Origin of the sequence: Lysinibacillus sp. RC46 (genome assembly GCF_041262385.1) — a bacterium.
GTDB lineage: Bacteria > Bacillota > Bacilli > Bacillales_A > Planococcaceae > Lysinibacillus.
In genome coordinates this window covers 88,874-113,935 of the sequence record NZ_JBGCCF010000015.1, presented here as the reverse complement: position 1 = coordinate 113,935, position 25,062 = coordinate 88,874, and the positions used below count along the sequence as shown (strand labels likewise).

Genomic DNA, 25,062 nt, shown 5'->3' with positions numbered 1-25,062 from the left:
CACGCTCCTTTAAAATAGTAAAAATGCTATTGGCGTTACGATGATTAACGTTAATACGACACGTTCAAACCAAATAAGTATAATTTGGCGCAATGTCAATGGAATTTCAGATGATAAAATAAGTGGTATAACGGCCGAAAAGAACAAAATTGCCGATATCGATACGACCGCCACAATAAATTTCGTTACAAGTGTTGCTTGTGTGACAACAAGCGCTGGTAAAAATACTTCTGCTAATGATAATGACAGCGCTTTTGCAGCTAAATACGGTTCTGGAACTTGTAACAAATATGTGAATGGTACAAAAATATACGAAAGCCAATCAAAAATCGGTGTATATGTTGCAAGTACAAGCCCTAGCAAACCAATTGATAGAATCGACGGAATAACACCCATCGCCATGATGAAGCCATCCTTTAAATTCATCCATAAAATTTTAGATAACGGCGGATTTTGCTCAACTGCATCCATCGCTTGACGCCATGCTTCTTTAAAACGGTCCTTCTTAACAATCTTTTCTGGCATCGGCGTCGTGCCCTTGTAGTACTCATCCTTCATCGAACGAAGTGGATAAATACGCGCCGTTAACGCAGTGACCACGAATGTTACAACGAGAGACACCCAGAAAAACGCATTCCAATGCTGCATAATATCCAGCGTACTTGCAATGACAACCATAAACGTTGCAGAAACAGTCGAGAAACCCGTTGCAATAATCGCGGCTTCCTTTGCTGTGTAGCGACCTTCCATATATACACGGTTCGTTAACAGTAACCCAACCGAATAACTACCGACAAACGAGGCAACAGCATCCACTGCTGAACGTCCCGGCGTTTTAAAAATAGGCTTCATAAACGGTTGTGTTAAAACACCGATATACTCAAGCAACCCATAGCTTACTAGAAGTGCTAAAAACAAAGATCCGATTGGAATTAGAATCCCTACTGGCTTAACAAGCTTCTCCAGTAAATACGGGCCGATACTTTCATCCGCTAACCATGCAGGAGCTACATTGAAAATTAACATAATCCCCGCAATCATACCGCCCACTTTAAAGATTGACATCACGATATTGACGATTGACTTATTCCATTTCTTAGTAAGGAATGGATGAATCGCTCCACCTACCAGCATTATGAGTACATATGCAGTTACAAGCAGTGGTGCTTCGGCACGGATAAAGTTCACAATGTGATCAATTAAAATTGTATTCTTACCTTGCCATTCAAACGAGATAAAAAAACTAAATATTCCGACTAAGCTGCAGATAATCATCTTGAAAGCAGAGGAGACTCGAAAATCCGAGTCTTGCCTCAGCTCTTGTTGTTGAATTTCCATCCTATCCCCCCATGCAAGTGCTCTTTTTGAAAGAAATCCACATCACCCGACCAAGCTGAAGCATTTTTTAGATTTTCTTCTAGGAAGTTAACGTCTTATGGTTTACACATACTCATTCAACAGAACATCACTCGTTAATAAATACTCTGAAAGCGCTTCAATTTCATCACCAATTGGCTGATCCGCTAACAACGGCGGGCAAAATTCGCGCACTTTTTCTAAAAACTTTCGCGTCGTTGGAGATAACTGCTCTTCTGCCTTGTCTAAATGGATAGCCTGCGAAGCACAAATCATTTCTATCGCAATGACACGAGCAGCATTGTGTACGATTTGACGTACTTGGCGGGCCGATGTTGTACCCATGCTCACATGATCCTCTTGGTTACCTGATGTCGGTATAGAATCTACGCTTGAAGGATGTGCCAATACTTTGTTTTCAGATACGATAGAAGCTGCTGTATATTGAGCGATCATTAGTCCACATTCAATACCAGGATTTGTCGCTAAAAATGGTGGTAAACCTTCGTTAAGCTGCGGATTTACCATGCGTTCTGTACGTCTCTCTGAAATATTAGCCCACTCACATACACCAACTTTTAAAAAGTCCATGGCTAATGCAATTGGTTGACCGTGGAAATGCCCACCAGACAATACTTCTCCATTTTCTAAAACAATCGGATTATCTGTCGTTGCATTCATTTCAATTTGCACACGGTCCTCCGCATAGAAAAATGACTGCCATGAAGCACCATGTACTTGCGGAATGCAACGTAGTGAATAGGCATCCTGCATGCGGATTTCACCTTGCTTTGTCACACGTTTACTTCCATCAAGCCACTTACGGATTCGTCCACCAACAAGCTCTAATTCCGGGTGTGGTCTTACCGCCAAAAGCGATGGATCAAATGCGGAAGTAATACCCTTCAGTGACTCCAGCGTTAAACTTGCTGCCATATCTGCCGCTAGCCCAATACGCTCTGCCTCGTTCACTGTTAAAACCCCAATACCTGTCATTGCTTGTGTACCATTAACAAGCGCTAGCCCTTCCTTAGCTTGTAGTCGGACAGGCGTTAGCCCAGCTTGCTGTAACGCCGCACTGCCGCTCATAACCTCTCCATTAAACTCCGCCTTACCTTCACCTACTAGCACTAAAGCCAAATGTGACAACGGCGCTAAATCTCCGCTTGCTCCAACTGAACCTTGAGACGGTACAATCGGATGTACGCCCTTATTGATCAAATCCAATAACAGTTGCACGGTTTCCAGACGAATACCTGAAAAACCACGCGCTAGAGCATTGGCACGTAAAACCATCATGGCACGTACAACATCTGTCGGGAACGGTACACCAACACCTGTTGCATCTGAGCGTAATAAATTCAACTGTAAAAGCTCAATGTCTTCCTCTTCAATCTTTATATTACTTAGCTTTCCAAAGCCTGTATTCACACCATAAATGGTTTGGCCCTCAGCTAAGCGTTTTTCAATTCGCTCCCTACTTAAACGGATACGCTCCACACTGTCTGCAGATAGCGCAACCGTAGCAAGGCCATTTACAATTCCCCCTATTTGCTGTCTTGTTAATGTCTTGCCATCGAGCTCGATAATAGACTTCATACTGACATCCCCCTGTTCCCTTAAAGCTATGTAAAAATGCTTTTAATCAATTTCGCGATCACTATAAAAGATAAATAACAATTACACTAACTACATTGTACTAACTACTTTTTTCAGAAAATAGGGAATTTTAAAAGAGAAAACATGAATTATTTCAGAATTTTTGTTATTTTAATAATATAACAGTACTTTTTTACGAAACTAGATAATTTTAAGGGGATTACAGTTATGAAATTGTTACTTATTGACAGGGACTCCACTGATCTCTCAGGTATTCGTTGGTTTTTACATACATATTTTCCCGGAGATGTAACTATTGAAATAGGTACAACTATTAATGAGGCACTTCAAAGTATCCAGCAATTCGAGCCTGAGGTGATACTACTCAATATCGACCTATTCTCGAATAATCGTTTAACTGCGCTTTATCGTGCTTTACAAAAACATTCAGGGACTATATTAGCTATGACGACAGAGCCATTGTTTAAAAATGCATTAAAAGCAATCGATCTACAGGTCGCACATCTTTTCGTCAAACCAATTGATTTAGAAGTATTAAAGCAAAAGCTCACTGCGATTTCCCTTCGGACACCAAAAGCAGAAGCAGCGTATCAAGAAACTACAGATGAATCCTTTTACTATCAACTATTTTTAGATAGTAAAACAAGTTCCCTAGAGTCAAATACACATTTCGCAATGATCGAGCCTGAGCATTCCGAAATGTTTAACAAACTATACAACTGGCTTCAGCAAACGCCTATTTATTCTAGTATGAGGATTTATCCTTTATCGGAAAAAATCGTATGTTTATTCCAAACAAATGATTTAGAGAAGGATGTTCGTACATTAATGAAGGAATGGCGATTAACAAATAATAGTTCTTTAAATATCGGAGTTTATGATGGAGAGTCGACCACCATGAAGAATATGTATACCTTAACGAAACGCGCACTTCATCAAAGCTTTTACGAAGGCTATGGGCATATTTTTTATGCGAGCAAACAATTGGAGACACAGCCATTCGATCCATTACTAACACCTGAAGAGCAGCAATTGCTAATAAGTAGCTTAGAGGACGGGAATATCGAAGCCGTCAAAACATTTTTATATCGACTATCTAATGAAGGAATTTATTACAAGCAAGATGATTTACGTATTCATCTAACGAGTGTTTTGGCGCAAATTAGGCGCTTTATGCTGAAGTATAAATTACATGAGAAAGCTGCAATTGAGCAAAATTATCGTCAGCTTTTTCATTTAATTATTGAATATCCAATATTTTATACCATTCTAAATGGCATCATATCATTTACACAAAGACTAATTGAATTAGCTCGTGAAGCACGAATGGAAAAACGGGCTGACTATGTAGAACTGGCCATAGAAATTATCGACCAACAATTTCAGGATAGCGGGTTATCTTTACCTTACGTTGCTCATAAATTAGGGATTAGCCCTAATTATTTAAGTACGATTTTTTCAAAGAAGCAAGGCTTGCCATTGAAACGCTACCTACAGCAGGTCCGAATTCAAAATGCCACAAAAATGCTTGTAGAAACGGATTTTGCTATTAGTGAAATTGCCTATTTAAATGGTTTTGATGATTCGAATTACTTCATTAAAATTTTCAAACAACACATCGGAATTACTCCTCATCGTTATCGAAAAGCTTAAAGTTTCATTAAGTAACATGGAGTTGATTTTGTTCTAACTGGGAACTTGTGCGTAAGCGTAGCGGAGATGAAGGCTTTATCTTCGCGAGATCACATCGATATCTGATTATCAAGAGGTGGCCAAGCCTTCACTGCAATCAAGTATTATTTTCAATTATCATATCCTATTTTCAATAAGAATAAATAAACAAAGGAGTTCATTTTAATTTCTTTTATTCTTAAGCTCCCTCTTCTTCATAACTTATTTTTAAGTAATTCTCGAAAATGTTTAAAAAACCTAAATTAGTGGTAAAGGTTAATCATAATCCTTTTAAGTCTAGCATATATTTATAATTTATATATTACTATAAAAATTCTTTAACAATAATGATTATAATTTACTAGCAATTCTAGTTTGCGTTTGTTATAGTTATTGATGAAGAGTTTGACTCACAATTTTTCTTAGGAGGTAAACTAATATGACAAATGAAAATAATCGTAGCCGTCGTTTTACAACAGCAGGTGGTGCTCCAGTAGTAAGCAACCACGATTCTATGTCAGCAGGTCCTCGTGGTCCTCTATTACTTCAGGATGTATGGCTAATTGAAAAATTAGCGAACTTCAACCGTGAAGTTATTCCTGAACGTCGTATGCACGCTAAAGGTTCAGGTGCATTCGGTACTCTCACTGTAACGCATGATATTACTAAATATACAAAAGCAAAAATCTTCTCAGAAGTTGGAAAAAAGACTGAGATGTTTGCACGCTTCTCAACAGTTGCAGGTGAGCGTGGTGCAGCGGATGCTGAGCGCGATATTCGTGGCTTCGCACTTAAGTTCTATACTGAAGAAGGTAACTGGGATTTAGTTGGTAACAACACACCTGTATTCTTCTTCCGTGATCCTTTACACTTCACAGATTTAAACCACGTGGTAAAACGCGACCCACGCACAAATATGAAAAACGCTAATTCAAACTGGGATTTCTGGACTTCATTACCAGAGGCGCTTCACCAAGTAACAATTGTTATGTCTGACCGTGGTATTCCGACTGGATACCGCAATATGCATGGTTTCGGTTCTCACACTTATAGCTTTATTAATGCTGAAAATGAGCGCGTATGGGTTAAATTCCACTTCCGTACAGAGCAAGACATTAAAAACTTCACTGGTGCTGAGGCTGCTGAAGTAATCAGTAACGACCGCGAATCTTCACAACGCGATCTATATGAGGCAATTGAAAAAGGCGATTTCCCTAAATGGAAAATGTACATTCAAGTAATGACAGAGGAACAAGCTCGTGAGTTACCATATAACCCATTTGATTTAACAAAAGTATGGTATAAAAAAGACTTCCCATTAATTCCTGTGGGTGAATTCGAGTTAAACAAAAATGCGGACAACTACTTCGCGGAAGTTGAGCAAGCTGCCTTTGCACCATCTAACATTATCCCTGGTATTAGCTTCTCGCCAGACAAAATGTTACAAGCTCGTATCTTTGCGTATGCAGATGCACAACGCTACCGTTTAGGTGTGAACCACTACGCGCTTCCTGTAAATGCACCAAAATGTCCATTCCGTACGTTCCACCGCGACGGTGCTATGCGTTTCGATGGCAATCTTGGTTCAACTTTGGGCTATGAACCAAATAGCTATGGTGAATGGGAGCATAATTTAGACTATAAAGAGCCTGAATTACGTATTGACGGTAATGCCGGTATCCACGACTTCCGTGAAGACGACAACAACTACTTCGAGCAGCCGGGTAAATTATTCCGCCTAATGACTGCCGAAGAACAACAACGCCTATTCGAAAATACTGCTAATGATATGGCACCAGTTGAAGAGTTCATCAAACGTCGTCATATCCTGCACTGCTATTTAGCTGATCCAGCATATGGTGAAGGTGTAGCAAAAGCTATGGGTCTTTCATTGGAAGGTATGGATCTTTCAAACCCATACGAAAAACAACCAACAAACGTTTAATTTATTTCAGCAAACAAACATTTGCTGAGGCATAATTGATTTTTTCCACTTATTATTGATATCCAAATCCAACTTTTTACTCCATGTGAAGGGCAACTTCACATGGAGCTTTTTTATCTTAATGACCAAAAAAGGCTTGTGTCTAGTAGACACAAGCCCGCTCTAATAATTATTGATAAATTTGACTGCCTGCCTTTTTAAATTCCTTTGCCTTTTCCTGCATACCTTGGTGGATCGCTTCAGTCGTATTTAAATCTTGATCTTTTGCATAATTACGAATATCTTGTGAGATTCTCATACTACAAAACTTAGGTCCACACATTGAACAGAAGTGCGCAGTTTTCGCTCCTTCTGCAGGCAACGTTTCATCGTGGTATTCGACCGCACGCTCTGGATCTAACGAAAGATTGAATTGATCGCGCCAGCGGAATTCAAATCGTGCCTTAGATAGTGCATCGTCACGCTGCTGTGCTCCCGGATGCCCTTTCGCTAAATCTGCCGCGTGTGCAGCAATTTTATACGTAATAACCCCTACGCGAACATCCTCACGATTTGGTAAGCCGAGATGCTCTTTAGGCGTCACATAACATAGCATCGCTGTACCATACCAACCGATCATCGCAGCACCGATAGTTGATGTAATATGGTCATAGCCAGGAGCAATATCTGTTGTTAACGGCCCTAAAGTATAGAAAGGTGCTTCCTTACACACCTCTAACTGCTTATCCATATTTTCTTTAATAAGATGCATTGGTACATGCCCTGGTCCTTCTACCATCACCTGTACATCATGCTTCCAGGCAATTTGCGTTAATTCCCCTAGCGTATCTAGCTCCGCAAATTGAGCCTCATCATTTGCATCTGCTATAGAACCCGGACGTAAACCATCACCTAAAGAGAAGGCTACATCATAGGTTTTCATAATTTCACAGATTTCTTCAAAATGAGTATATAAAAAGCTCTCTTGATGATGATATAAACACCACTGCGCCATAATCGAGCCTCCACGGGACACTATGCCTGTTACACGATTAGCCGTTAATGGCACATAGCGCAGTAATACCCCTGCATGAATCGTGAAGTAATCAACACCTTGCTCAGCCTGTTCGATTAACGTATCACGATACACTTCCCACGTTAAATCCTCTGCCACACCATTTACTTTTTCTAGCGCTTGATAAATCGGCACCGTTCCTACTGGCACCGCGGCATTACGGATAATCCATTCACGTGTCGTATGAATATGCTTACCAGTAGATAAATCCATAATGTTATCAGCACCCCAGCGTGTAGCCCACGTCATTTTTTCTACCTCTTCTGCAATAGAGGATGACACTGCTGAATTGCCAATATTGGCGTTAATTTTCACGTGGAAGTTACGTCCAATAATCATCGGCTCTGCCTCAGGGTGATTAATATTAGATGGCAAAATAGCACGTCCTGCAGCGATTTCTGAGCGCACAAATTCCGGGTCCATATTTTCACGTATCGCTACAAATTCCATTTCTGGAGTAATAATTCCCTTTCGTGCATAGTGAAGCTGTGTTACATTTTTACCTTTCTTCGCGCGTAAAGGCTTTCTAGATAATTCCGGAAAAACATTTTCATTCATTCGCGGATCATCAGCTTTACGGAATCCATTATCTTCTGGCTTGATAGTACGACCTTCGTATTCTTCAACATCACCGCGTTCTTTGATCCATGCACTACATAAAGCTGGCAATCCTTTCGTAATATCCACCTTATACGCAGGATCAGTGTACGGGCCGCTCGTATCATAAACACGTACTGGCGCATTTTCCTCTTCACCAAAGCTTCCTGTCGTTGGACTTAGAGCAATTTCACGCATTGGCACTAAAATATCTGATTGAGATCCTTCTACGTAAACTTTTTTACTTCCTTCAAAACTAGACATAATCGTAATATTCTTGTCGCTAACTGTTGTCATAAACTACTTCGCTCCCTTTTACATTTATATAAGGACCGAATCTAGCTCACCCAAACAAAGACAAAAGCCGAATCCAAAAAAATTTGGATCCGGCTAAGAATGTAAAGGTATAGTTATTGCAAATAACATTGAGTGCAATAATGGTTAACTTTCCCACGCTGGTATGAGCCAGATCAGGTCCAAAGGGTCAAGAAACCTCTATGCGTTTCCCTCTCAGCCTGACTCATCAGACTCCCCTAGTTAATGCTATTAAGTTTGATGATAGTGTAGCAGATATTGTTAAGAGATGGAAGCTTCATTTGAATTATTTTTGGCTTATCATTAAAAGTTGTCGATGGTATTCATTAAAACTTGTGCCATGTATATTAGTTGATTGGAGTGGAGGCTGGGCGACTCCTCGGGGATCAGCGTCACAGATGAGACCCTGCAGCGAAGCGAAGCGAAGCGGCTCATCGGACGCCCCACGTTCTGCTAATAAACTTATATTTGTTAGATTCCACTTAAAATGAGAGGCTGCCATCTCTTATTCCAAATAGCACCTAGCAGTTAGGTAAACAACAGTTCCGCTACATAAATCACGATTGTCACTGTAATACAGCTTACAATCGTTGAAAATAAAACTGTTTGTGCAGCAGTTGCCGATTCTACGTCATATTCTAATGCCAAACTTGAGCTATTTCGCGACGTCGGGAACGAACTAGCTATAAAAAGTGATTGTGCCACGACACCGTCAAGACCAAGCGCAAAAATGATAAACAATGCTACGGTTGGCCCTATGACTAGTCGCGTAAAACAGCTAATGAATACCACTTTATTGAACATGGATTTGATTTCAAGCTGGGATAGTTGTGCCCCTAAAGTTATTAATGCTACAGCGATAAAGCCATCTGCCACATGATCTATCGGAATTCTTACAAACTGTGGAATAGCAATATTAAAATAGTTCATTGCCACTCCAATAATAAGTGCATGAATAATAGGCATTTTGAGGAAGTCTTTCACAATAGACATGCCCGATTTTGTTGAAGAGATTAAATTATACAAGCCGTAAGTGTAGGTCGTCATATTTTGAAATATTACAAGAATGACCTGAATTGCTACTCCAATCGGCTGGGTCACAAAAATCATCTGTGCAACCGGAATACCATAGTTACCTGAATTAATTAGGACAACACTATTTTTAAACACTGCCGCCTCTGTTTTTACTAAACCGAGTCCCTTTGCTAGAAAGTGACTAAGCACCATTTGGCTTCCGATAAAGAGTAGGATAAATAACGCAACTTCCCCAAGTACAGACAGCTCTATACTCGTTTCATATAAATTCACAAAAACAGCTGCTGGCATGAAACAATATGTAATAAGTTGGGATAACGCCTTTAAATTAAAGCGAAATTTCTTTTGTAAAACTGCGCCAAGTACTAGAAGCACTAAAATCGGAGCTACAATTTGAAAAAATATCATACCGAGATACACCATAGTGATGTCCCCCTTCCCTCTCCTATAGTAGTGCTGTTTTTATGCTTGGTCAATGTACTTCAAAATCAACTCACCGCTCATATCAAGGCATTTTTTCTGAACACATTGAACTAATACAGTGTCTTTAATAGATGGTAAAAGTTATCTTTCGGAACGTTATAGCGCTTGAAATGAGCGTGATTTCCGCACCAAATTACCAAGTTTCGCGCAAAAAAAACCGCACTTCACTTTCAGATTTTCTGAAATAATTAAGGATTCTTAAAAACGAACGATACAGAAAAAGGGACTACATTTCATTTAAGAATAATAAATAGTAAAATATACCCTTTATGTACTAAATTAGAGAAATATATGATATATTATCCATTAAATACGATGATCGGAGTGACTAAAATGAAGAATAAAGTATTAACGACTTTTATGGCAACTGCTATTACAGCAACCCTAGTATCACCAATGTCAACTGCAGATGCCGCTTCAAATGATTCATCTTTAAACCACTCAATTCAAATGGATGGGCAGGTAGCTGCAGCCAAAACAAAGGGGCAAACTGTTACCATTAACAACGTCACTAAAGAGAAAGTACTTACATCCAATGGCCAATTTAAAATTAGTCAGTCGCTGAAACCTCTCTTTAAAACAGCGAATAGCACTGCATTGAAGAATGCCCAAGCTACAATTGTAGTAAAAAACGGCGAAATTACGAGCATTACAGAACTAACATTAACTAAAGCTGGCACTGACAATAAAGCGGTATATTTTGATGGTGGTGACGCACAAATTGAAGGAAGCCTAACTGTAAATGCGGATTATGTAAAGGTTCAAAATGTAAACATTAAAGATAAGCTTATTGTAACTAATCTTGTGAAGAAGGCCATTACAATTGATAACGTTGCTATTGGGGATACAATTACTTTTAAGCCTTTATTGACTAGAAATATTAATTGGTTAAATGTTTCCCTAAAAGATATTAAATCTCCAAACATTAACTTGGAGCGCACTAAAGTAAATGTGACTTCTGACAAAGCTATTTCAAAAATCGATGTAGTTGGTAAAGTTGCAGCATTTGAAGTTACAGCCAATGTTGATAAGCTTACAATCGATGTTGAGAATGATTTTAGCCTTTACGGAGAAGGTAAAATTGAACAAGTGATCGTCAAACACGGGGCAAAGGTGGCATTAGATTCAGGACACCTAATTAACAAGGTGCAGGTGGATGATAAAAAAGCCTCTGTGATATTACCTGTGGTGAATAAAAATGAGCTTAGTAATTTAGTAGCTATACCTCCGTACGTTGCCGTATCCGTTAATGGATATGACGTTTTAACAACTGAAAGATGGACGACGCAGGCTGAACGTACAGCATTCGAATATGCCTTAAGCAGCGCAAGAGCAGTAGCTAATAATTCCAACGCCTCTCAGGAACAAGTAAACAATGCTATTACACAATACAGAATTGCATTAACCGTTTATCAAGCTGTGCAAAAAAATGGAACAAAATATGGTTATAGCGATAAGTCTTCATTACAATCAACGATTAATTCTATTCAGTATGTAACGGTTTCTTGGAACAATGGTAATGATATAGCATCATATGTACCTTGGACGACGCAAAGTGAGAAGGATGCTCTTACCTCTGCCGTTTCATCGGCTCAGTACGTTGTAAATAATAGCTATGCAACGCAGTCTGATATCACCAATGCTATTAGCAATTTAAACTACGCTATCACTGTTTATAAGAGCGCTCAAAAATATGGTACTTATCAATACAATGCCGATCGATCTGACCTTTTATCACTTATTAACTCTGTTCAGTATGTAACCGTCTCTGTGAATGGATCTGAACTATCCTCCAATGTAATTTGGACGACGCAAAGTGAAAAAGACGCTCTAGTTTCTGCTGTTTCATACGCACAAAGTACTGCAAATAATAGTTCTTCGTCTCAATCAGATATTTCGTATGCATATAGTTACTTATATAATGCCATTTCAACATATAGGGGTAATTATAAATCAGGTGCGAATTATGGGAATTACGTTGATAAATCTTGGCTAAAGTCACTCATTAATTCTGTTCAGTACGTAAAAGTTTCTGCGAATGGAGATGGCTCTGATATCCCCTATTATGAAAGGTGGACAACAGCACGAGAAAAACAGGACCTAGAAAAAGCAGTTGATTACGCCCAATCTGTTGTTAATAACTCCTATGCATCTTCGTACGAGGTGACAGATGCTATTAACAGTTTAGACAGGGCCATCAAAATCTATAAAGATGTCCAACGTTCAGGTAAACAATAAAAATTGAAAGGACTTGGCACAATGCCGAGTCCTTTCATGTTGAGGAAAAACAACTATTGTATGAATAAAATTAAGTTGTCCTATTAAATATAATATGGTTCTTCAATCTCATATAAAATCAAATCTCAACCCAAAATATCTACCGGCGAAATCATACTCATTTTTCTCCAGTCTTTATACCATTCTTCAATTTCCTCTCTAGGCTCCATCGCTAATTGCTCCTGCAGCATTTTTTTTAATAGCCAATATTGCTCCTCTACTGCAGCAACGTTGTTCAGTAAATCATAGAGCTTCATCAAGGTGAAATAGCTTTCTTCCTCATCAGGTGAAAATAATTGAACTTTTTCTTGCACCTTCACAGCAGCTTGATAGTCTTTATTTTTTATATAGAACTCACTTAATTGTTGAGCATGGCGCAACCACAATCGTCTTAGTCGCTCTTTTTCACTTTCTGACCATATATAACCGTCATCACCTAAATAATCGCCTGTATAAGCTTGGAATACACACTCATACTCCTCTATCGTTCCCTGATCAAGTGGAGGCAAAGATTTTAATTGAGTTAGCCATTGCTCTACATCAATTACCACATTTTCTAGCAATACTCTATAGCCTGAATTTAGTAATGGACTAGAGATCTTCACACCATCTAGTCCATAATTTTTTAAAGTTTGTCGGACGGTGTAAATAGCTGTATATAGCTGCTTGGAGGCCTTATCTATATCGGATTCTGGCCAAAACAACTCCAAAATGGTGTCTCGATAAATCATTTCATTGCGATGGCTAAGCATATAAGTAAACAATCCTTTTGCTTTCGATGTACGCCATTTCATTAATTGTGTATTACCATCAGGCGTAACTACCTTCAGGCCCCCTAATAGCTGAATCGTTTTTTTCTTAGTTGGAATTGGTGGATTTTTTTCGATAATCCGTTGTAATCGTTCCAATGCTTTATGCAAACGAGGCTTTTGCACAGGCTTTAATAAATAATCTATAGCATGCAAATTGAAAGCATCTATAGCATATTGGTCAAATCCTGTAGTAAAAACAATTTCTACGTTTGGCAATAGTTCTTGAATTTTTTCCCCGAGCGCAAGTCCATCCATATTAGGCATTACTATATCTAAAAATACAACATCAGGTTGTAAACTTTGTATTTGAGCAATCGCTTCTAAAGAATCTGTATAATCTCCAACTATGTCAATTTCCGGGATACTACTTTTTTCAATTAAGGTTTTTAGTCTCATTAATGGCAAATATTCATCATCGACTATTACAATTCTCATAACATCCCCTCCTAAAAAGCTAGTCATATATCATTAATATCGTTCATTTATATTAATTTTGATAAAAAATGTTACTTTTGAAGGAGTTTTTGAGAATCTGTCGAAAAATATCATCTATGATAAAAACAAAAACTCTTTCAAAAAAAATAAAAATTTTCCTGATTGCTAGTATATTCTTTACCTTGCTTACATTACTGCGATTCGCCTGGATGGATTTCATTAATGTCCCAGAAGGATTAGTTGCGAAACAAGGGACTATCGATTTAAGAGGTATTGAAACTAGTAAAGATTTTCAAAGAAAACTACAGGGTGAATGGGCGTTTTACCCAAATACCCTACTCGTTTCCAAAAACCAAAAACCATCTGAACAGAATGATCATGAAATTTATTCCGCTTTACCAGAATCTTGGGATCAATACTTTAACAACGGAAAAAACATTCATTTTGGTTCTTATCGCTTAACTATTTTGAAAGATCACAAAAAGCCTCAACTATATGGCATTACTATACCCGAAGGACTGTCACCATATGAGCTTTATGTTGATGGACAGCTTATTGGTGGTCTAGGAGACATGACATTAGATAATGAAAAAACTGCCCCCATCGGTAGACCTATCACCTATTATTTTACACTAGATTCCAGTGAGAGTGAGATCATCATACAAGGCTTCCAAACAAATCGCTATGCACAAGGTGGTTTTACAAAAGAAATAATTTTTGGCGATTTACAGTCTATGGAACAATCCAAGTTTTTTTCATTTACAACGCAAATTGTAGTTTGTCTAGTGTTTATAATTTACTTACTTTTCACGATTTTACTTTATGGAATAGGAATTCGAAGTAACTCACTTATTTACTTCACAATGCACATTATTTCGACATGTATAACTATTCTTGCTTCAAGCAATAGAATTTTATATATTTACATGCCCATTAACTGGATTTGGGCGAATAAAATATATTACTTCTTTTATATTAGTACCATGCTATTTCTCTTTTTATTTTTACGCGATCTGGTCAAGGAGTATTCCAAACCCAAAATATTAAATGTTATTCCAATACTATTAGCTGCATACTTACTGTTTATTGTCATAGCTCCTATCGAGTATATTGTTAGTACTAAAATTATTTTCATAATACTCCTTATTGTTTCACCTATTATTATAACCATTTTCATGCTAATTATAGTAATTAAAGGAGACAACGGAGTAACATTTTTATTATTAATGGGTGCTGCGGTTGTAAATAATTCGTTATTTTTCTCATTTGGCCAGAAAAATTACCCATTCGATATATTGATTGCTATCAATGCCTTATCAGCATTTTGGATTACTCGTTATTTCCAAACAACGCAGCAAACTGAAAAGCTTTCCGTGAAGCTGCAAAAAGAGATAAATACAAAGGATGATTTTCTTGCAAATACCTCACATGAGCTTCGCAATCCACTGCACGGCATGATGAGTATTGCACAAACACTCTTAGTGAAGCAGGATCATCAACTCGCTGAAAATAATAATGACGATTTAAAGCTTTTGCTAACAATCGGTAATCATATGTCCTATATGCTAGATGATTTACTTGATTTAGTAAATTTAAAGGAAAAAACTATTCGTCTTCAGCTAAAGCCGATCAATGCTTATAATCTAGCAAGCGGTGTAAGCAATATATTTCTTTTTATGTTAAAAGGTAAACCTGTAGAGGTAATAATAGACATCCCTAAAGATTTACCACCTGTGTTGGCAGACGAGACTCGGCTTATTCAAATTTTTACGAACTTACTTCATAATGCTATTAAATTTACCGAAAAAGGTTCTATTACTTTCGATGCCGAAGTGGTCGGCAAAAAACTATATATTTCTATTACGGATACAGGGATTGGCATTGAAAAGGACATGCAAGAAAAAATATTTGAGCCCTATGAGCAAGTTGATTCAAGTATGACATCTATCGGTGGTGGACTTGGTCTAGGATTAAGTATCTGCCAAGAACTCGTTACCTTACATGGAGGCACAATGTCGCTGTCATCCACTGTTGGCAAAGGCTCTACGTTTACTTTCTCATTACCGATAGCTAAAGACTTGGCGGTGGATGAAGCCGACTTAAACGCTGAACATGATGCTTCTCTTTCAAAATACGTTTCATTATTAAACAACCTTTCTATGATTGAAGGTGAAATTACTGCAGCTACTGAACAAGGGTCCCTTGTGACAAGTCATTCGCGTGTTTTAATTGTTGATGATGACGCTGTGAACTTACAGGTGCTTGTTAATGTGCTGTCAACGGAGCCATACGAAATTGAAACGGCAATAAGTGGTGCAGAGGCTCTAAAAAAACTACAGGAAAGCAACTTTGATTTAGTCATTTCTGATATTATGATGCCGTATATGTCAGGCTATGATTTAGCAAAATGGATTCGTGAGCGATTCTCTATTTCCGAGCTACCTATTCTTTTCTTAACAGCTCGTCAGCAAAGAGAGGATATACAGCTTGCTTTTTTAAGTGGTGCAAATGATTATGTAAAGAAACCAGTGGAATATGTGGAGCTTAAATCAAGGGTCCATGCACTCGTTCGTGTTAAGCAATCCAGTGAAGAACGTCTACGCATCGAAGCAGCATGGCTACAAGCTCAGATTCAGCCCCACTTTTTCTTTAACACACTTAACTCTATTATTTCTCTACACGGAGTAGACGATGAGCAAATGGAGGAATTACTGCTTGCTTTTAGTGATTATTTACAGATGAGCTTTGATTTCCAAAATGCTGACTTAGTTGTGCCTCTTAACTATGAATTAAAGCTGGTCCGCTCCTACATAGCCATAGAGCAAATACGCTTTGGCAATAGAGTTCAAGTAGAATGGGACATCCCTGAAATAATAGAGCTATCCGTCCCACCACTGTCGATTCAAACACTGGTTGAAAACGCCATCCAGCATGGGATTTTACCTAAACAACAAGGAGGAACCATCACAATTCGCATTATAGAGGTCGACGAGTACTTTACAATCTCCATTTCCGATAATGGCGTTGGCTTCGATAACACTGACCCTAAAAAGAAAGCAAGTATCGGTCTCGTTAATACTGAACAACGCCTAAAGCAATTATTTGGCGCGCAATTAACGATCGAAAGTGTGATTGGACAAGGCACGACCATCTCTTTCCCAATTCCTAAATAAGGGTAGGATCATCGGGTTCTATCCGTTCTACAAATTAAAAAACAACAGGCTAGATCTCTATAGCCTGTTGTTTCTTTTATATAAGCAATATTGCCTCTGCATAGGTTTTAAAATCACCTAAATGATTCTCAATAATTGCTTGGAGTATATTTAATTCGATTGCTTGATAATCGCGCACAGCAATATTTCGGAACCCAATCATATTTATTAATGTTTTTGCTAATGCATGGTCTATAATGTTATTTTCCTCAAGAAACTTGAATGCTTCTCTACTCGTTTTAGGTAAACCAAGCTTTAAATCACTAACAATATGCATTGCCAAATCAATACTAGCTTCACACGCACGTTGAATATTCAAAACGATACTGTCCTGCTTCGTAAAATCTTGCAAATTTTCAGGATTACCACCATACACCTCGTTGACACGGCTCACACAGCGTTCAATTGTAGCAATCTTATTTAGAATAACATCATTATTCACCATAGACACTACCCCTCTCTTCAATTGCCTTCAGAATTCCCGCACGTTGTTCATTTAACGTCACATACATTGATAGAGCCCTCATTCGTTCTTTAACAAAGGCGTTTTCATCTTGGCAATCAATGACCATACCACTTGAAAAAATTTGTGCTGCAAACACTGTATCAACCGTCTTCATATCGACTAAATCAACATCAATATTACAAGCATGTGCAATTTCTCCGGCTAATAGAAAACGTTCATAACCCGAGAGAGGCTTATTTGCATAATACGCTATATCTAAATCACTATCTTCACGTGCCGAACCCCGCGCATAAGAACCAAAAACAATAACAAAGGCTGGATTAACAGCTGATGCTAGTTTTTCAACAACTACCTTCTGCCAGTTTTGTTGCAAATCAAACACCCCCGCTCCTTCTTAGGATCATTATAACAAAATCTATCTTTGTATGAGGGTTCTAACCGTTTGTTTCGGGATTCTATCTTGCAGTTTTGCAGTTCTATCCGTCATTCCTACAGTTCTATTTATCACTGCTGTGCAGGTTCTATCCATCATTCTTACGATTCTATCCGTCACTTTGCAGGTTCTATTCATCATTCTTGTAGTTCTATCCACCATTTTATAGGCTCTATCCACATTCTTGCGATTCTATCCATCTTATCCATCTCTATTGAAAAGCGCGATCTCTTACCCTTCATATTCCCATAAGTACATAAGACACAAATTGTTTTAAAAAAATGTACTACCTATCTACCTATTCACTCAAAATATACATAAAAGAATCCTAATATATGATAAAATTGGTTTATCTTACTCAGCAGAAGTCCCCACTTCAAAAGTTGTGGTATGAATCGGATGTAGTTCCATTTCAATAAGTGCCCAAACACCTGCTGAAAATAGAAGAACTCAGTCTAAGAACGCCACGTCCTGTGGCAACGACTGAGTGACCAACATCATGCTGACGCTACGTTGCACTGCGCTTTCTCACAAAAAACATCATGTTGGCCTAAAGTTTCCGGCGGATGTCACGGATTTTGAAAGGAGTGAATTGTGCGGGCACAATTCAAAATCCGGACTCAATTACGCCAAGGCGAAATTGATCAACATATATTAGGATATTCTCAAGGCAATCAAAGATTTCATCTAGGACAAAAATCCCAATGAATTACTATGACACTTATGAAAAAACCAATTAGGAGGTTTCCCGTATTATGAAAAACAAAAGAAAACTAGCCTTCCTCGCCCTAGTTGCGGCCCCTTCACTAATCTATGCTGCACCTACTACGTCAGCATCGGCTGCTGATATTACAGGACAGGTAAAAACTGCTTACATATACGATAATACTTATTACTACAACTCTAAGGTTTCGAATGTTGTTCGACTTATTTCGAATATTAATGATACAACCGCTTCATTCCAAGCAAATTTAGAGACAGCTAGCAAAGCATACGATGAGTTGACTGCAACGGAACAACAGTACGTGACGAATTATTCAACGCTGTCCAATCATAAACAGACGAAAGTAGCGTATCGTAAGCTTGCTGATCAAATTGAAGAGAAATTGGCATCGGTGGAATCGACTTCCGTTAATTACTACCAAAATGTTATGGAAACGAAAGATTGGTACAATACGTTAAATGCAGCGCAAAAGACCTTTGTAAGTGCGGAATCACAAAGAATATTGACATCCTATATTTCACCAAACACATCTATCGATAAAGTGGTCAATAAAATCCAATTATTAAACTCTTCTCGCATTACCTTTCATCAAGATGTAGCTGATGCTAGAGCTGAGCTTAATGCACTACGCAGACATACAAACGTCTCATTACCTGCTGGTGTCGAAAAGATGTTGTTAGATGCTGAACAGCTTGTTGTAAAGGATAAGGCGGTAGCTAAGGAAGTAGAAAATGCCATTGCCGATTTATCGCCTAAAACGTCCACTGCCCAAGATGTACAGGCAGTGAAAACAGCCTTCGAAGCTTTAACACCTGTGCAACAGCAGCTTGTGCCAAACGTTTGGACTTTAGTAGACTTTGTAAATGGAAAATATGATCTACCGACTAAAGGAAACGGGACTAAAACTCCAGTTTTATCGGATACGACAGCCGTACCTGGTAAGATCACTGCTATGACTAGAAACAAAAATACCTATACAGCAAAAATAAACGTTGCAGACTCAGAAAATAGTACAGAGCGCTTCGTTTTAACAACAAAATCCAATATGACTGTTATTATTCCACCACTAGGAACTCTTCTTAATGAGGATACTGGTGTTATGGAAATTCAAATTACACGAAATTTGAATCGTATCACATTCCAGGCAACATTAAATAAAAAACCAGTTGAATTCGAGGCGGATATGGAAATCATTATCAATAGCCTATCACCGAATGCCTCCATCGTTCGTACCTATGACTTTGGCGAACAAGAACCTGCTGATTACACAGTAGAAGGAAATCGTCATTTCATTCAAACAAAGACATCTGGTTCATTCCAAATTGTTAGATAGTAATCCACTAATGATCTTCAGTAAAAAAATCATAACCCTCTGCCAATTTTATTATTTGCGGAGGGTTATGATTTTTTCTGCTCTGCTTTTGCTTCTTCACAGTCAACCTCTTCTTTCAAAAATTCAATGGGCACCTGTAACGAAATCCCTCTTATATTAATACATCATAAAGAGGACCTTTTCATATCATTACACCAACAACTTTGCTCTACTTGGTATTTCAAACAGCCCCCTTTATCAACATTTCTTGGTCCAACAACTGATTAGGCAATGCGCTTTCATTCCCTTCATAAGAACGCTCTTTTATCGCGTTCTTTCAAAAAAAAATCAGAAAACTATTGACAATTGTCATAAAACGGGGATAATCATTAATAAAGTTTCCTTAGAGAAACAATATGAAGTTCGGGAAATATTATTATAGAGAGGAATAAAAAATGCGTATGGAAAAAACATTGAAACCACTTTCTGAATGCTCATTTGGAGATTGCTTTTTAATAAAAGAAATTAATATTAAGGGTCCTCTTAGAAGAAGATTATTAGATTTAGGCTTTGTGAAAGAAGCAGAAATCTCTGTTCTTCGTAAAAGTCCTTTAGGCGACCCTGTTGCTTATCGCGTAAGTAATACGACGATTGCATTACGTAATGATGAAAGCTCTATGATTTTAGGCGAAATTGTTAGGGGGAATACAAAATGAGCGTAAATAGAATAGCTTTAGCAGGAAATCCAAATACCGGTAAAAGTACATTATTTAATACATTAACAGGATTGAAGCAACATACTGGGAACTGGCCAGGGAAAACGGTTGTTCATGCAGAAGGATCTTTTGAACACAAAGGACAGCAATATGTACTCGTGGATTTACCCGGGACCTATTCTCTATTTTCCAATTCAGCAGATGAAGAAGTAGCAAGAGACCATATTGTTTTTGACCAACCGGATGCAACGATTGTTGTGCTTGATGCAACATCATTAGAGAGAAATTTAAATCTTGCGCTCCAAGTTTTAGAAATGACTGATAATGTCATCATTTGTATCAATTTAATTGATGAAGCGGAGAAAAAAGGTATCCGAATTGATGAAAAGAGATTAGCTCGTGAACTAGGAGTCCCAGTTGTAAAAATATCGGCAAGAAATAAAAAAGGCATTAATCGATTGCTGGATACATTAAATCAACTGGTGAATGGGACAATTGTGACAACTCCGTATCGCATGAAATACTCGAAAGATATAGAGGAAGCCATTACAAAGATAGAATCGAAATTAGAAGGTTATTTTGATGAAAAATATCCATCGAGATGGGTTGCCCTTCGCTTACTTGATGGTGATGAGGAATTGATCTTAAAACTGCAAAATCATAAGAATAATAAACAGCACGAGGTGAGAACGAATGGAGTCCCAGTCAGTGTTAAATCATAATTCACTTAAGGGTATTTTAGCTGAAGTGAACGAGGTTTCGAATGAGGATATTCGAGATGAAATCGTTAGTGATATTTATACTAAAAGCAAATCTTTATGTAAAAAAGTAGTATCGCAGCAACCTGCAATGTACAGATCTGATAAATTAGATGAAATTTTCACATCCCGCATTTGGGGATTCCCTATTATGCTTATCTTACTTGGGACTGTCTTTTACATTACTATTGCTGGCGCAAACGTACCATCAGATATGTTAGCAAACTTATTCGGCTATCTAGAAGGTAAGCTAACCATTCTTTTTGAAGCAATGCACGCACCAGAATGGCTACACGGTATTTTAATTCTTGGGCTATTTAGAGGTACCGGTTGGGTTATTAGTGTTATGCTACCTCCAATGGCTATATTCTTCCCTATGTTCGCTCTATTAGAAAACTACGGTTATCTACCACGTGTAGCATTTAATATGGACCGTTTATTTAAACGAGCAGGTGGACACGGAAAACAATCATTAACAATGGCAATGGGCTTTGGCTGTAATGCTGCTGCTATTCTGTCAACGAGAATTATAGAATCCCCTCGTGAACGAATGTTAGCCATTTTAACGAACAATTTTGTTCCTTGTAATGGGAGATGGCCAACACTTATTTTATTAGCATCCTTATTTATGGTAACTGGTTTTTCAGGTGCAACAAGTACACTTGTAACATCGGCCATTTTAATAGGATTTGTTATGTTGGGCGTCGTTGTAACATTATCTGTTTCATGGGTCCTTTCTAAAACAGCTTTAAAGGGTGTACCAACCCATTACACATTAGAGCTTCCACCATTCCGAAAACCAAAGTTCTGGGATACAATTTTAAGAGCAAGTATTGATAAAGCATGGAATGTATTAAAAAGAGCGGTTATCGTTGCAGCGCCTGCCTCTATTTTGACTTGGGTATTCGCCAATATTTACGTTGGTGATACGAGTATTCTAATGCATTTTGTTAACTTTTTAGAGCCGTTTGGTCACGCTCTTGGTATGGATGGTTTTATTATGGCTGCATTTATTCTTGGGCTGCCAGCCAATGAAATTGTTATCCCTATCCTAATTATGGCGTATTTATCGCAAGGAGCTATGCTAGAAATCGAGGATTTATCGAAGCTAAAACAAGTGTTTATCGACCAAGGCTGGACTTGGCTAACAGCTTTAAATATGATGTTATTCTCACTGCTACACTTCCCTTGTGGAACGACTTTAGTCAATATTTATAAAGAAACAAAAAGTGCAAAGTGGACATTTATGTCGTTTTTAATTCCAACGGTTATTGCCATTGGCGTAACATGGCTAACAGCAACAATTGCTCGAGCGTTTGGTTGGGTGTGATGATGGATGGTCTTAAACCAGATATCCCTTATTTGGTATCACATACGTATTTACACCACATAAGGGCTTAATTTTTCATAAAACGATAGAGCAAGAAACTATAAATGGAAAGGCTATTCCCATAATAAACACCTTAAATTGATTTACTCAATTTAAGGTGTTTTTATAATCTAGGACGCTACATTCGACTAAGGTCTCTTAATATTTCTCTAGGATTAATTCCAAATCTCTCTTTAAAAATCTCCGCAAAATAGCTAGGATTAGAATATCCCACTGCATTCGCAATGTCTGTTACATTCATAGTTCCCTCTTGTAATAAAAGAAATGCCTTCTCTAACCTTTTTTCTCGTAAATATCCAAACACTGTTTTTCCGAACATCTCTTTAAATCCCTTTTTTAATTTGTAATCGTTTAAACCAACTAAACGTGATAGTTCAATAAGTGTAGGAGGATTAGACATACGCTCTGTAATAATTGATTGAGCTTGCTGTATTTTGGTTCTATCACTTTTTGAAAACATAACAGGGCTAAGAGAATTATCAACTAGTTGAGAACGAAATGTAATTGATAATAGCTGTAATGCTCGACATTCTAGCTCTAAATTGGTCATGTTCTTACCTGCTATAGCATCTAACATTTGCTGAACAATAATTAAGGAAGATGCGTTAATTCTCTCTTGAAAGAGTCTATATCGTTTCCCACCAAGAATTTTAGAGAAATTTGGGGATTCCTCACTAGTTTTACTAGTTTCACTCATAAAATGATTAAAAGTTGAAACCGGAATACCAATTCCAACCATTTGATAGGATTGGTTTTTATGAAACATAAAATTTGCCCCCACCTGCTCTATAAATTGAAGCGAGCATGTTCCTGAAGAAATTTCATATTCTGAGCCTGAGATGTAAACACCTCTATTACCTTGTAAGCAAAGACTAAGCTCAACCATAGGCTGTTTTGTAACTATTTGCATTTGGTGCTCTCGATAAAATGAGTAATCAGATATAACCACTTCTAAATCTCGACGGGGAATAAAACGATGTATAGCTCCTTCCTGCATATTTGGTTGGAATACAAACGGGCATTCATGTACCTTTGATATTTCCAACGCATGAAAAAATTCATTAAAATTATCATGGAAATTAGTATTCAACGTGTTCATCACCACCCTTCAGTTTATTGAGAATAATTATCAATTATAACCAAAGTATAGCAAATGAACTGCGATCTAGCTATTCTTCTTTAGTTGTAAGTGCCATTGATAGCAGTAAACACAAAAAGAAGATAGTAGCTCCAAAACCATAAGCAGTAACATATCCCCCAGCATATTCTATAAGCCATCCTGCAAGTCCAGGCCCAATCATTTGACCGATAGCATAAAAGATAGAAATAAAGCCGATCGCTGATGCCACATATTTTACCGATACCTTCTGGCTTGCCTTCATTTGAATGAGCACAAGGACACCTCCAAGCGACGAGCCCCATATAATAGCAGACACGATAAATCCAACTACATTAGGAAATAGCATTGGAAAAACATCTCCAACAATTGATAAAAGCAACGCTGCCATTAATGCTTTTTTTACGCCTATCTTATCCGCTAGCATTCCCCATAATGGCGCACCACCAATAGAAACGATCCCTGCAACAGCATAAATTGAGCCTGCCACTGCATTAGAAAGCCCGATGTCTCTCATATAGCTTGTTTGATATAAATTCGGAATAAGATAAACAAGTCCAACGGCAAAATAAATTCCAGCTATGAGGTATAGCTCTTTACTTCTCCAGACTTTAGTTTTTTCTTGTACAGAACTCTTTTCTGCCGAGTGTGGTGTCTTTATCACAAAAAATGCCACTAATACGACTATGATTGTGATTACTTCAAATACTAACCACACTCCTCGCCAGCCAAGCTCAGGAAAATGCTGAAGCATAAAGGGTACGATTAATCCAGACAATAACATCCCTACTCCCGCACCACTCATTAGTAACCCCATCACTGTCCCTCTCTTCTTTGGGAATGAGATAACTGCTATTGATAGTAGTGGTGTATAGACGAGAGCACTACCAGCACCAGCTAAAAATAAAGCTATAGCAGCCCACCAAAAGTTCGGGCTAAAAATAAGACCTCCTAAACCCGCAATAACTAAGCCTCCACCTACCAACAGCACGTTTTTCGCCCCAATACGCATCGTCAGCATTCCAGACAGACCTACCGTAAGTAAATAACCTAAAAAGAGCATCGTACCTAATAAACCTGACTGTGATGTAGTTAATAACAGCCCTTCCTGCATAAAAGGTAATACAATTCCGTAAGCCATACGGGCAAATCCCGTAGTTGTAACGATTAATAGCATTCCAGTCATAACAAATGCCCAAAAATTTTTCATTTTTATTCCCCTTTCATTAATGAATGCCTATGACTCTTAAATTAAAGAAACTATTTAATATGTTTATCTAAGATCTCCTTTTTGATAATTTTTCTCATTTAGAAATATAGTTATCTTAATTTTT

General features: G+C 38.0%; 18 protein-coding genes and 1 riboswitch. Of the genes, 9 read left to right on the top strand and 9 right to left on the bottom strand.

Going from position 1 to position 25,062, the window contains the following annotated elements; all coding sequences use genetic code 11:
• Positions 1-9 precede the first annotated feature (9 nt).
• On the bottom strand, positions 10-1,338 hold the full coding sequence (locus ABH966_RS14980) for a YjiH family protein (RefSeq protein ID WP_370079680.1): 1,329 nt from the start codon (positions 1,336-1,338) through the stop codon (positions 10-12).
• A 102-nt stretch (positions 1,339-1,440) separates the two neighbouring features.
• The gene (hutH, locus tag ABH966_RS14975; RefSeq protein WP_370079678.1) at positions 1,441-2,955 is read right to left on the bottom strand and encodes a histidine ammonia-lyase; all 1,515 of its coding nucleotides are present in this window, start codon (positions 2,953-2,955) and stop codon (positions 1,441-1,443) included.
• Positions 2,956-3,183: 228 nt separating this feature from the next.
• Here hutH and ABH966_RS14970 point away from each other — a divergent pair, with 228 nt between their 5' ends.
• Together ABH966_RS14970 and ABH966_RS14965 are read left to right on the top strand one after the other, a co-directional pair.
• Entirely contained in the window at positions 3,184-4,629 is a 1,446-nt protein-coding gene (locus tag ABH966_RS14970) for a helix-turn-helix domain-containing protein (RefSeq protein ID WP_370079676.1), read from the top strand.
• Positions 4,630-5,086: 457 nt separating this feature from the next.
• Positions 5,087-6,592 (top strand): catalase, encoded by a 1,506-nt coding sequence (locus ABH966_RS14965; RefSeq protein WP_370079674.1) that lies wholly within the window; start codon positions 5,087-5,089, stop codon positions 6,590-6,592.
• A gap of 169 nt (positions 6,593-6,761) precedes the next feature.
• Here the strand turns inward: ABH966_RS14965 and thiC are convergent, their stop codons facing one another.
• Both thiC and ABH966_RS14955 read right to left on the bottom strand, forming a co-directional pair.
• On the bottom strand, positions 6,762-8,540 hold the full coding sequence (gene thiC, locus ABH966_RS14960) for a phosphomethylpyrimidine synthase ThiC (protein ID WP_370079672.1): 1,779 nt from the start codon (positions 8,538-8,540) through the stop codon (positions 6,762-6,764).
• A 133-nt stretch (positions 8,541-8,673) separates the two neighbouring features.
• A riboswitch (TPP riboswitch) is annotated at positions 8,674-8,788 on the bottom strand.
• A 298-nt stretch (positions 8,789-9,086) separates the two neighbouring features.
• Entirely contained in the window at positions 9,087-10,016 is a 930-nt protein-coding gene (locus ABH966_RS14955) for an AEC family transporter (protein WP_370079670.1), read from the bottom strand.
• 393 nt (positions 10,017-10,409) lie between these two features.
• On the opposite strand from ABH966_RS14955, the gene ABH966_RS14950 reads away from it, so the two are divergent.
• Positions 10,410-12,314: an S-layer protein gene (locus tag ABH966_RS14950; protein WP_370079669.1), complete on the top strand. Its 1,905-nt coding sequence runs from the start codon at positions 10,410-10,412 to the stop codon at positions 12,312-12,314.
• Between the two features lie 125 nt (positions 12,315-12,439).
• Here ABH966_RS14950 and ABH966_RS14945 read toward each other — a convergent pair whose 3' ends face one another.
• Positions 12,440-13,600 carry a response regulator gene (locus tag ABH966_RS14945; protein ID WP_370079667.1) on the bottom strand — a complete coding sequence of 387 codons (1,161 nt, stop codon included), beginning with the start codon at positions 13,598-13,600 and terminating at the stop codon, positions 12,440-12,442.
• 209 nt (positions 13,601-13,809) lie between these two features.
• On the opposite strand from ABH966_RS14945, the gene ABH966_RS14940 reads away from it, so the two are divergent.
• Positions 13,810-16,773, top strand: coding sequence for a hybrid sensor histidine kinase/response regulator (locus ABH966_RS14940; RefSeq protein WP_370079665.1), 2,964 nt, complete (start codon positions 13,810-13,812; stop codon positions 16,771-16,773).
• A gap of 76 nt (positions 16,774-16,849) precedes the next feature.
• Here the strand turns inward: ABH966_RS14940 and hepT are convergent, their stop codons facing one another.
• Together hepT and mntA are read right to left on the bottom strand one after the other, a co-directional pair.
• A complete protein-coding gene (gene hepT, locus ABH966_RS14935) occupies positions 16,850-17,254 on the bottom strand; it encodes a type VII toxin-antitoxin system HepT family RNase toxin (protein WP_370079698.1) in 405 nt (134 codons plus the stop codon).
• Positions 17,247-17,660, bottom strand: a complete 414-nt coding sequence (gene mntA / locus ABH966_RS14930) for a type VII toxin-antitoxin system MntA family adenylyltransferase antitoxin (protein WP_370079663.1) — start codon at positions 17,658-17,660, stop codon at positions 17,247-17,249. The genes hepT and mntA overlap by 8 nt, the downstream gene beginning before the upstream one ends.
• 60 nt (positions 17,661-17,720) lie before the next feature.
• On the opposite strand from mntA, the gene ABH966_RS14925 reads away from it, so the two are divergent.
• The 5 genes from ABH966_RS14925 to ABH966_RS14905 all read left to right on the top strand — a co-directional run bounded on the left by ABH966_RS14925 (position 17,721) and on the right by ABH966_RS14905 (position 22,551).
• Positions 17,721-17,963, top strand: a complete 243-nt coding sequence (locus ABH966_RS14925; protein WP_370079661.1) for a hypothetical protein — start codon at positions 17,721-17,723, stop codon at positions 17,961-17,963.
• Positions 17,964-18,466: 503 nt separating this feature from the next.
• The gene (locus ABH966_RS14920; protein ID WP_370079659.1) at positions 18,467-19,768 is read left to right on the top strand and encodes a hypothetical protein; all 1,302 of its coding nucleotides are present in this window, start codon (positions 18,467-18,469) and stop codon (positions 19,766-19,768) included.
• A gap of 434 nt (positions 19,769-20,202) precedes the next feature.
• A complete protein-coding gene (locus ABH966_RS14915; protein ID WP_370079657.1) occupies positions 20,203-20,463 on the top strand; it encodes a FeoA family protein in 261 nt (86 codons plus the stop codon).
• Positions 20,460-21,185 carry a FeoB small GTPase domain-containing protein gene (locus ABH966_RS14910; RefSeq protein ID WP_370079655.1) on the top strand — a complete coding sequence of 242 codons (726 nt, stop codon included), beginning with the start codon at positions 20,460-20,462 and terminating at the stop codon, positions 21,183-21,185. Before ABH966_RS14915 ends, ABH966_RS14910 begins: the two co-directional genes overlap by 4 nt.
• Positions 21,157-22,551: a nucleoside recognition domain-containing protein gene (locus tag ABH966_RS14905; protein WP_370079653.1), complete on the top strand. Its 1,395-nt coding sequence runs from the start codon at positions 21,157-21,159 to the stop codon at positions 22,549-22,551. Before ABH966_RS14910 ends, ABH966_RS14905 begins: the two co-directional genes overlap by 29 nt.
• A gap of 178 nt (positions 22,552-22,729) precedes the next feature.
• Here the strand turns inward: ABH966_RS14905 and ABH966_RS14900 are convergent, their stop codons facing one another.
• The gene (locus ABH966_RS14900) at positions 22,730-23,710 is read right to left on the bottom strand and encodes an AraC family transcriptional regulator (RefSeq protein ID WP_370079651.1); all 981 of its coding nucleotides are present in this window, start codon (positions 23,708-23,710) and stop codon (positions 22,730-22,732) included.
• Between the two features lie 70 nt (positions 23,711-23,780).
• Positions 23,781-24,944: an MFS transporter gene (locus ABH966_RS14895; protein WP_370079697.1), complete on the bottom strand. Its 1,164-nt coding sequence runs from the start codon at positions 24,942-24,944 to the stop codon at positions 23,781-23,783.
• Between the last annotated feature and the right edge of the window lie 118 nt (positions 24,945-25,062).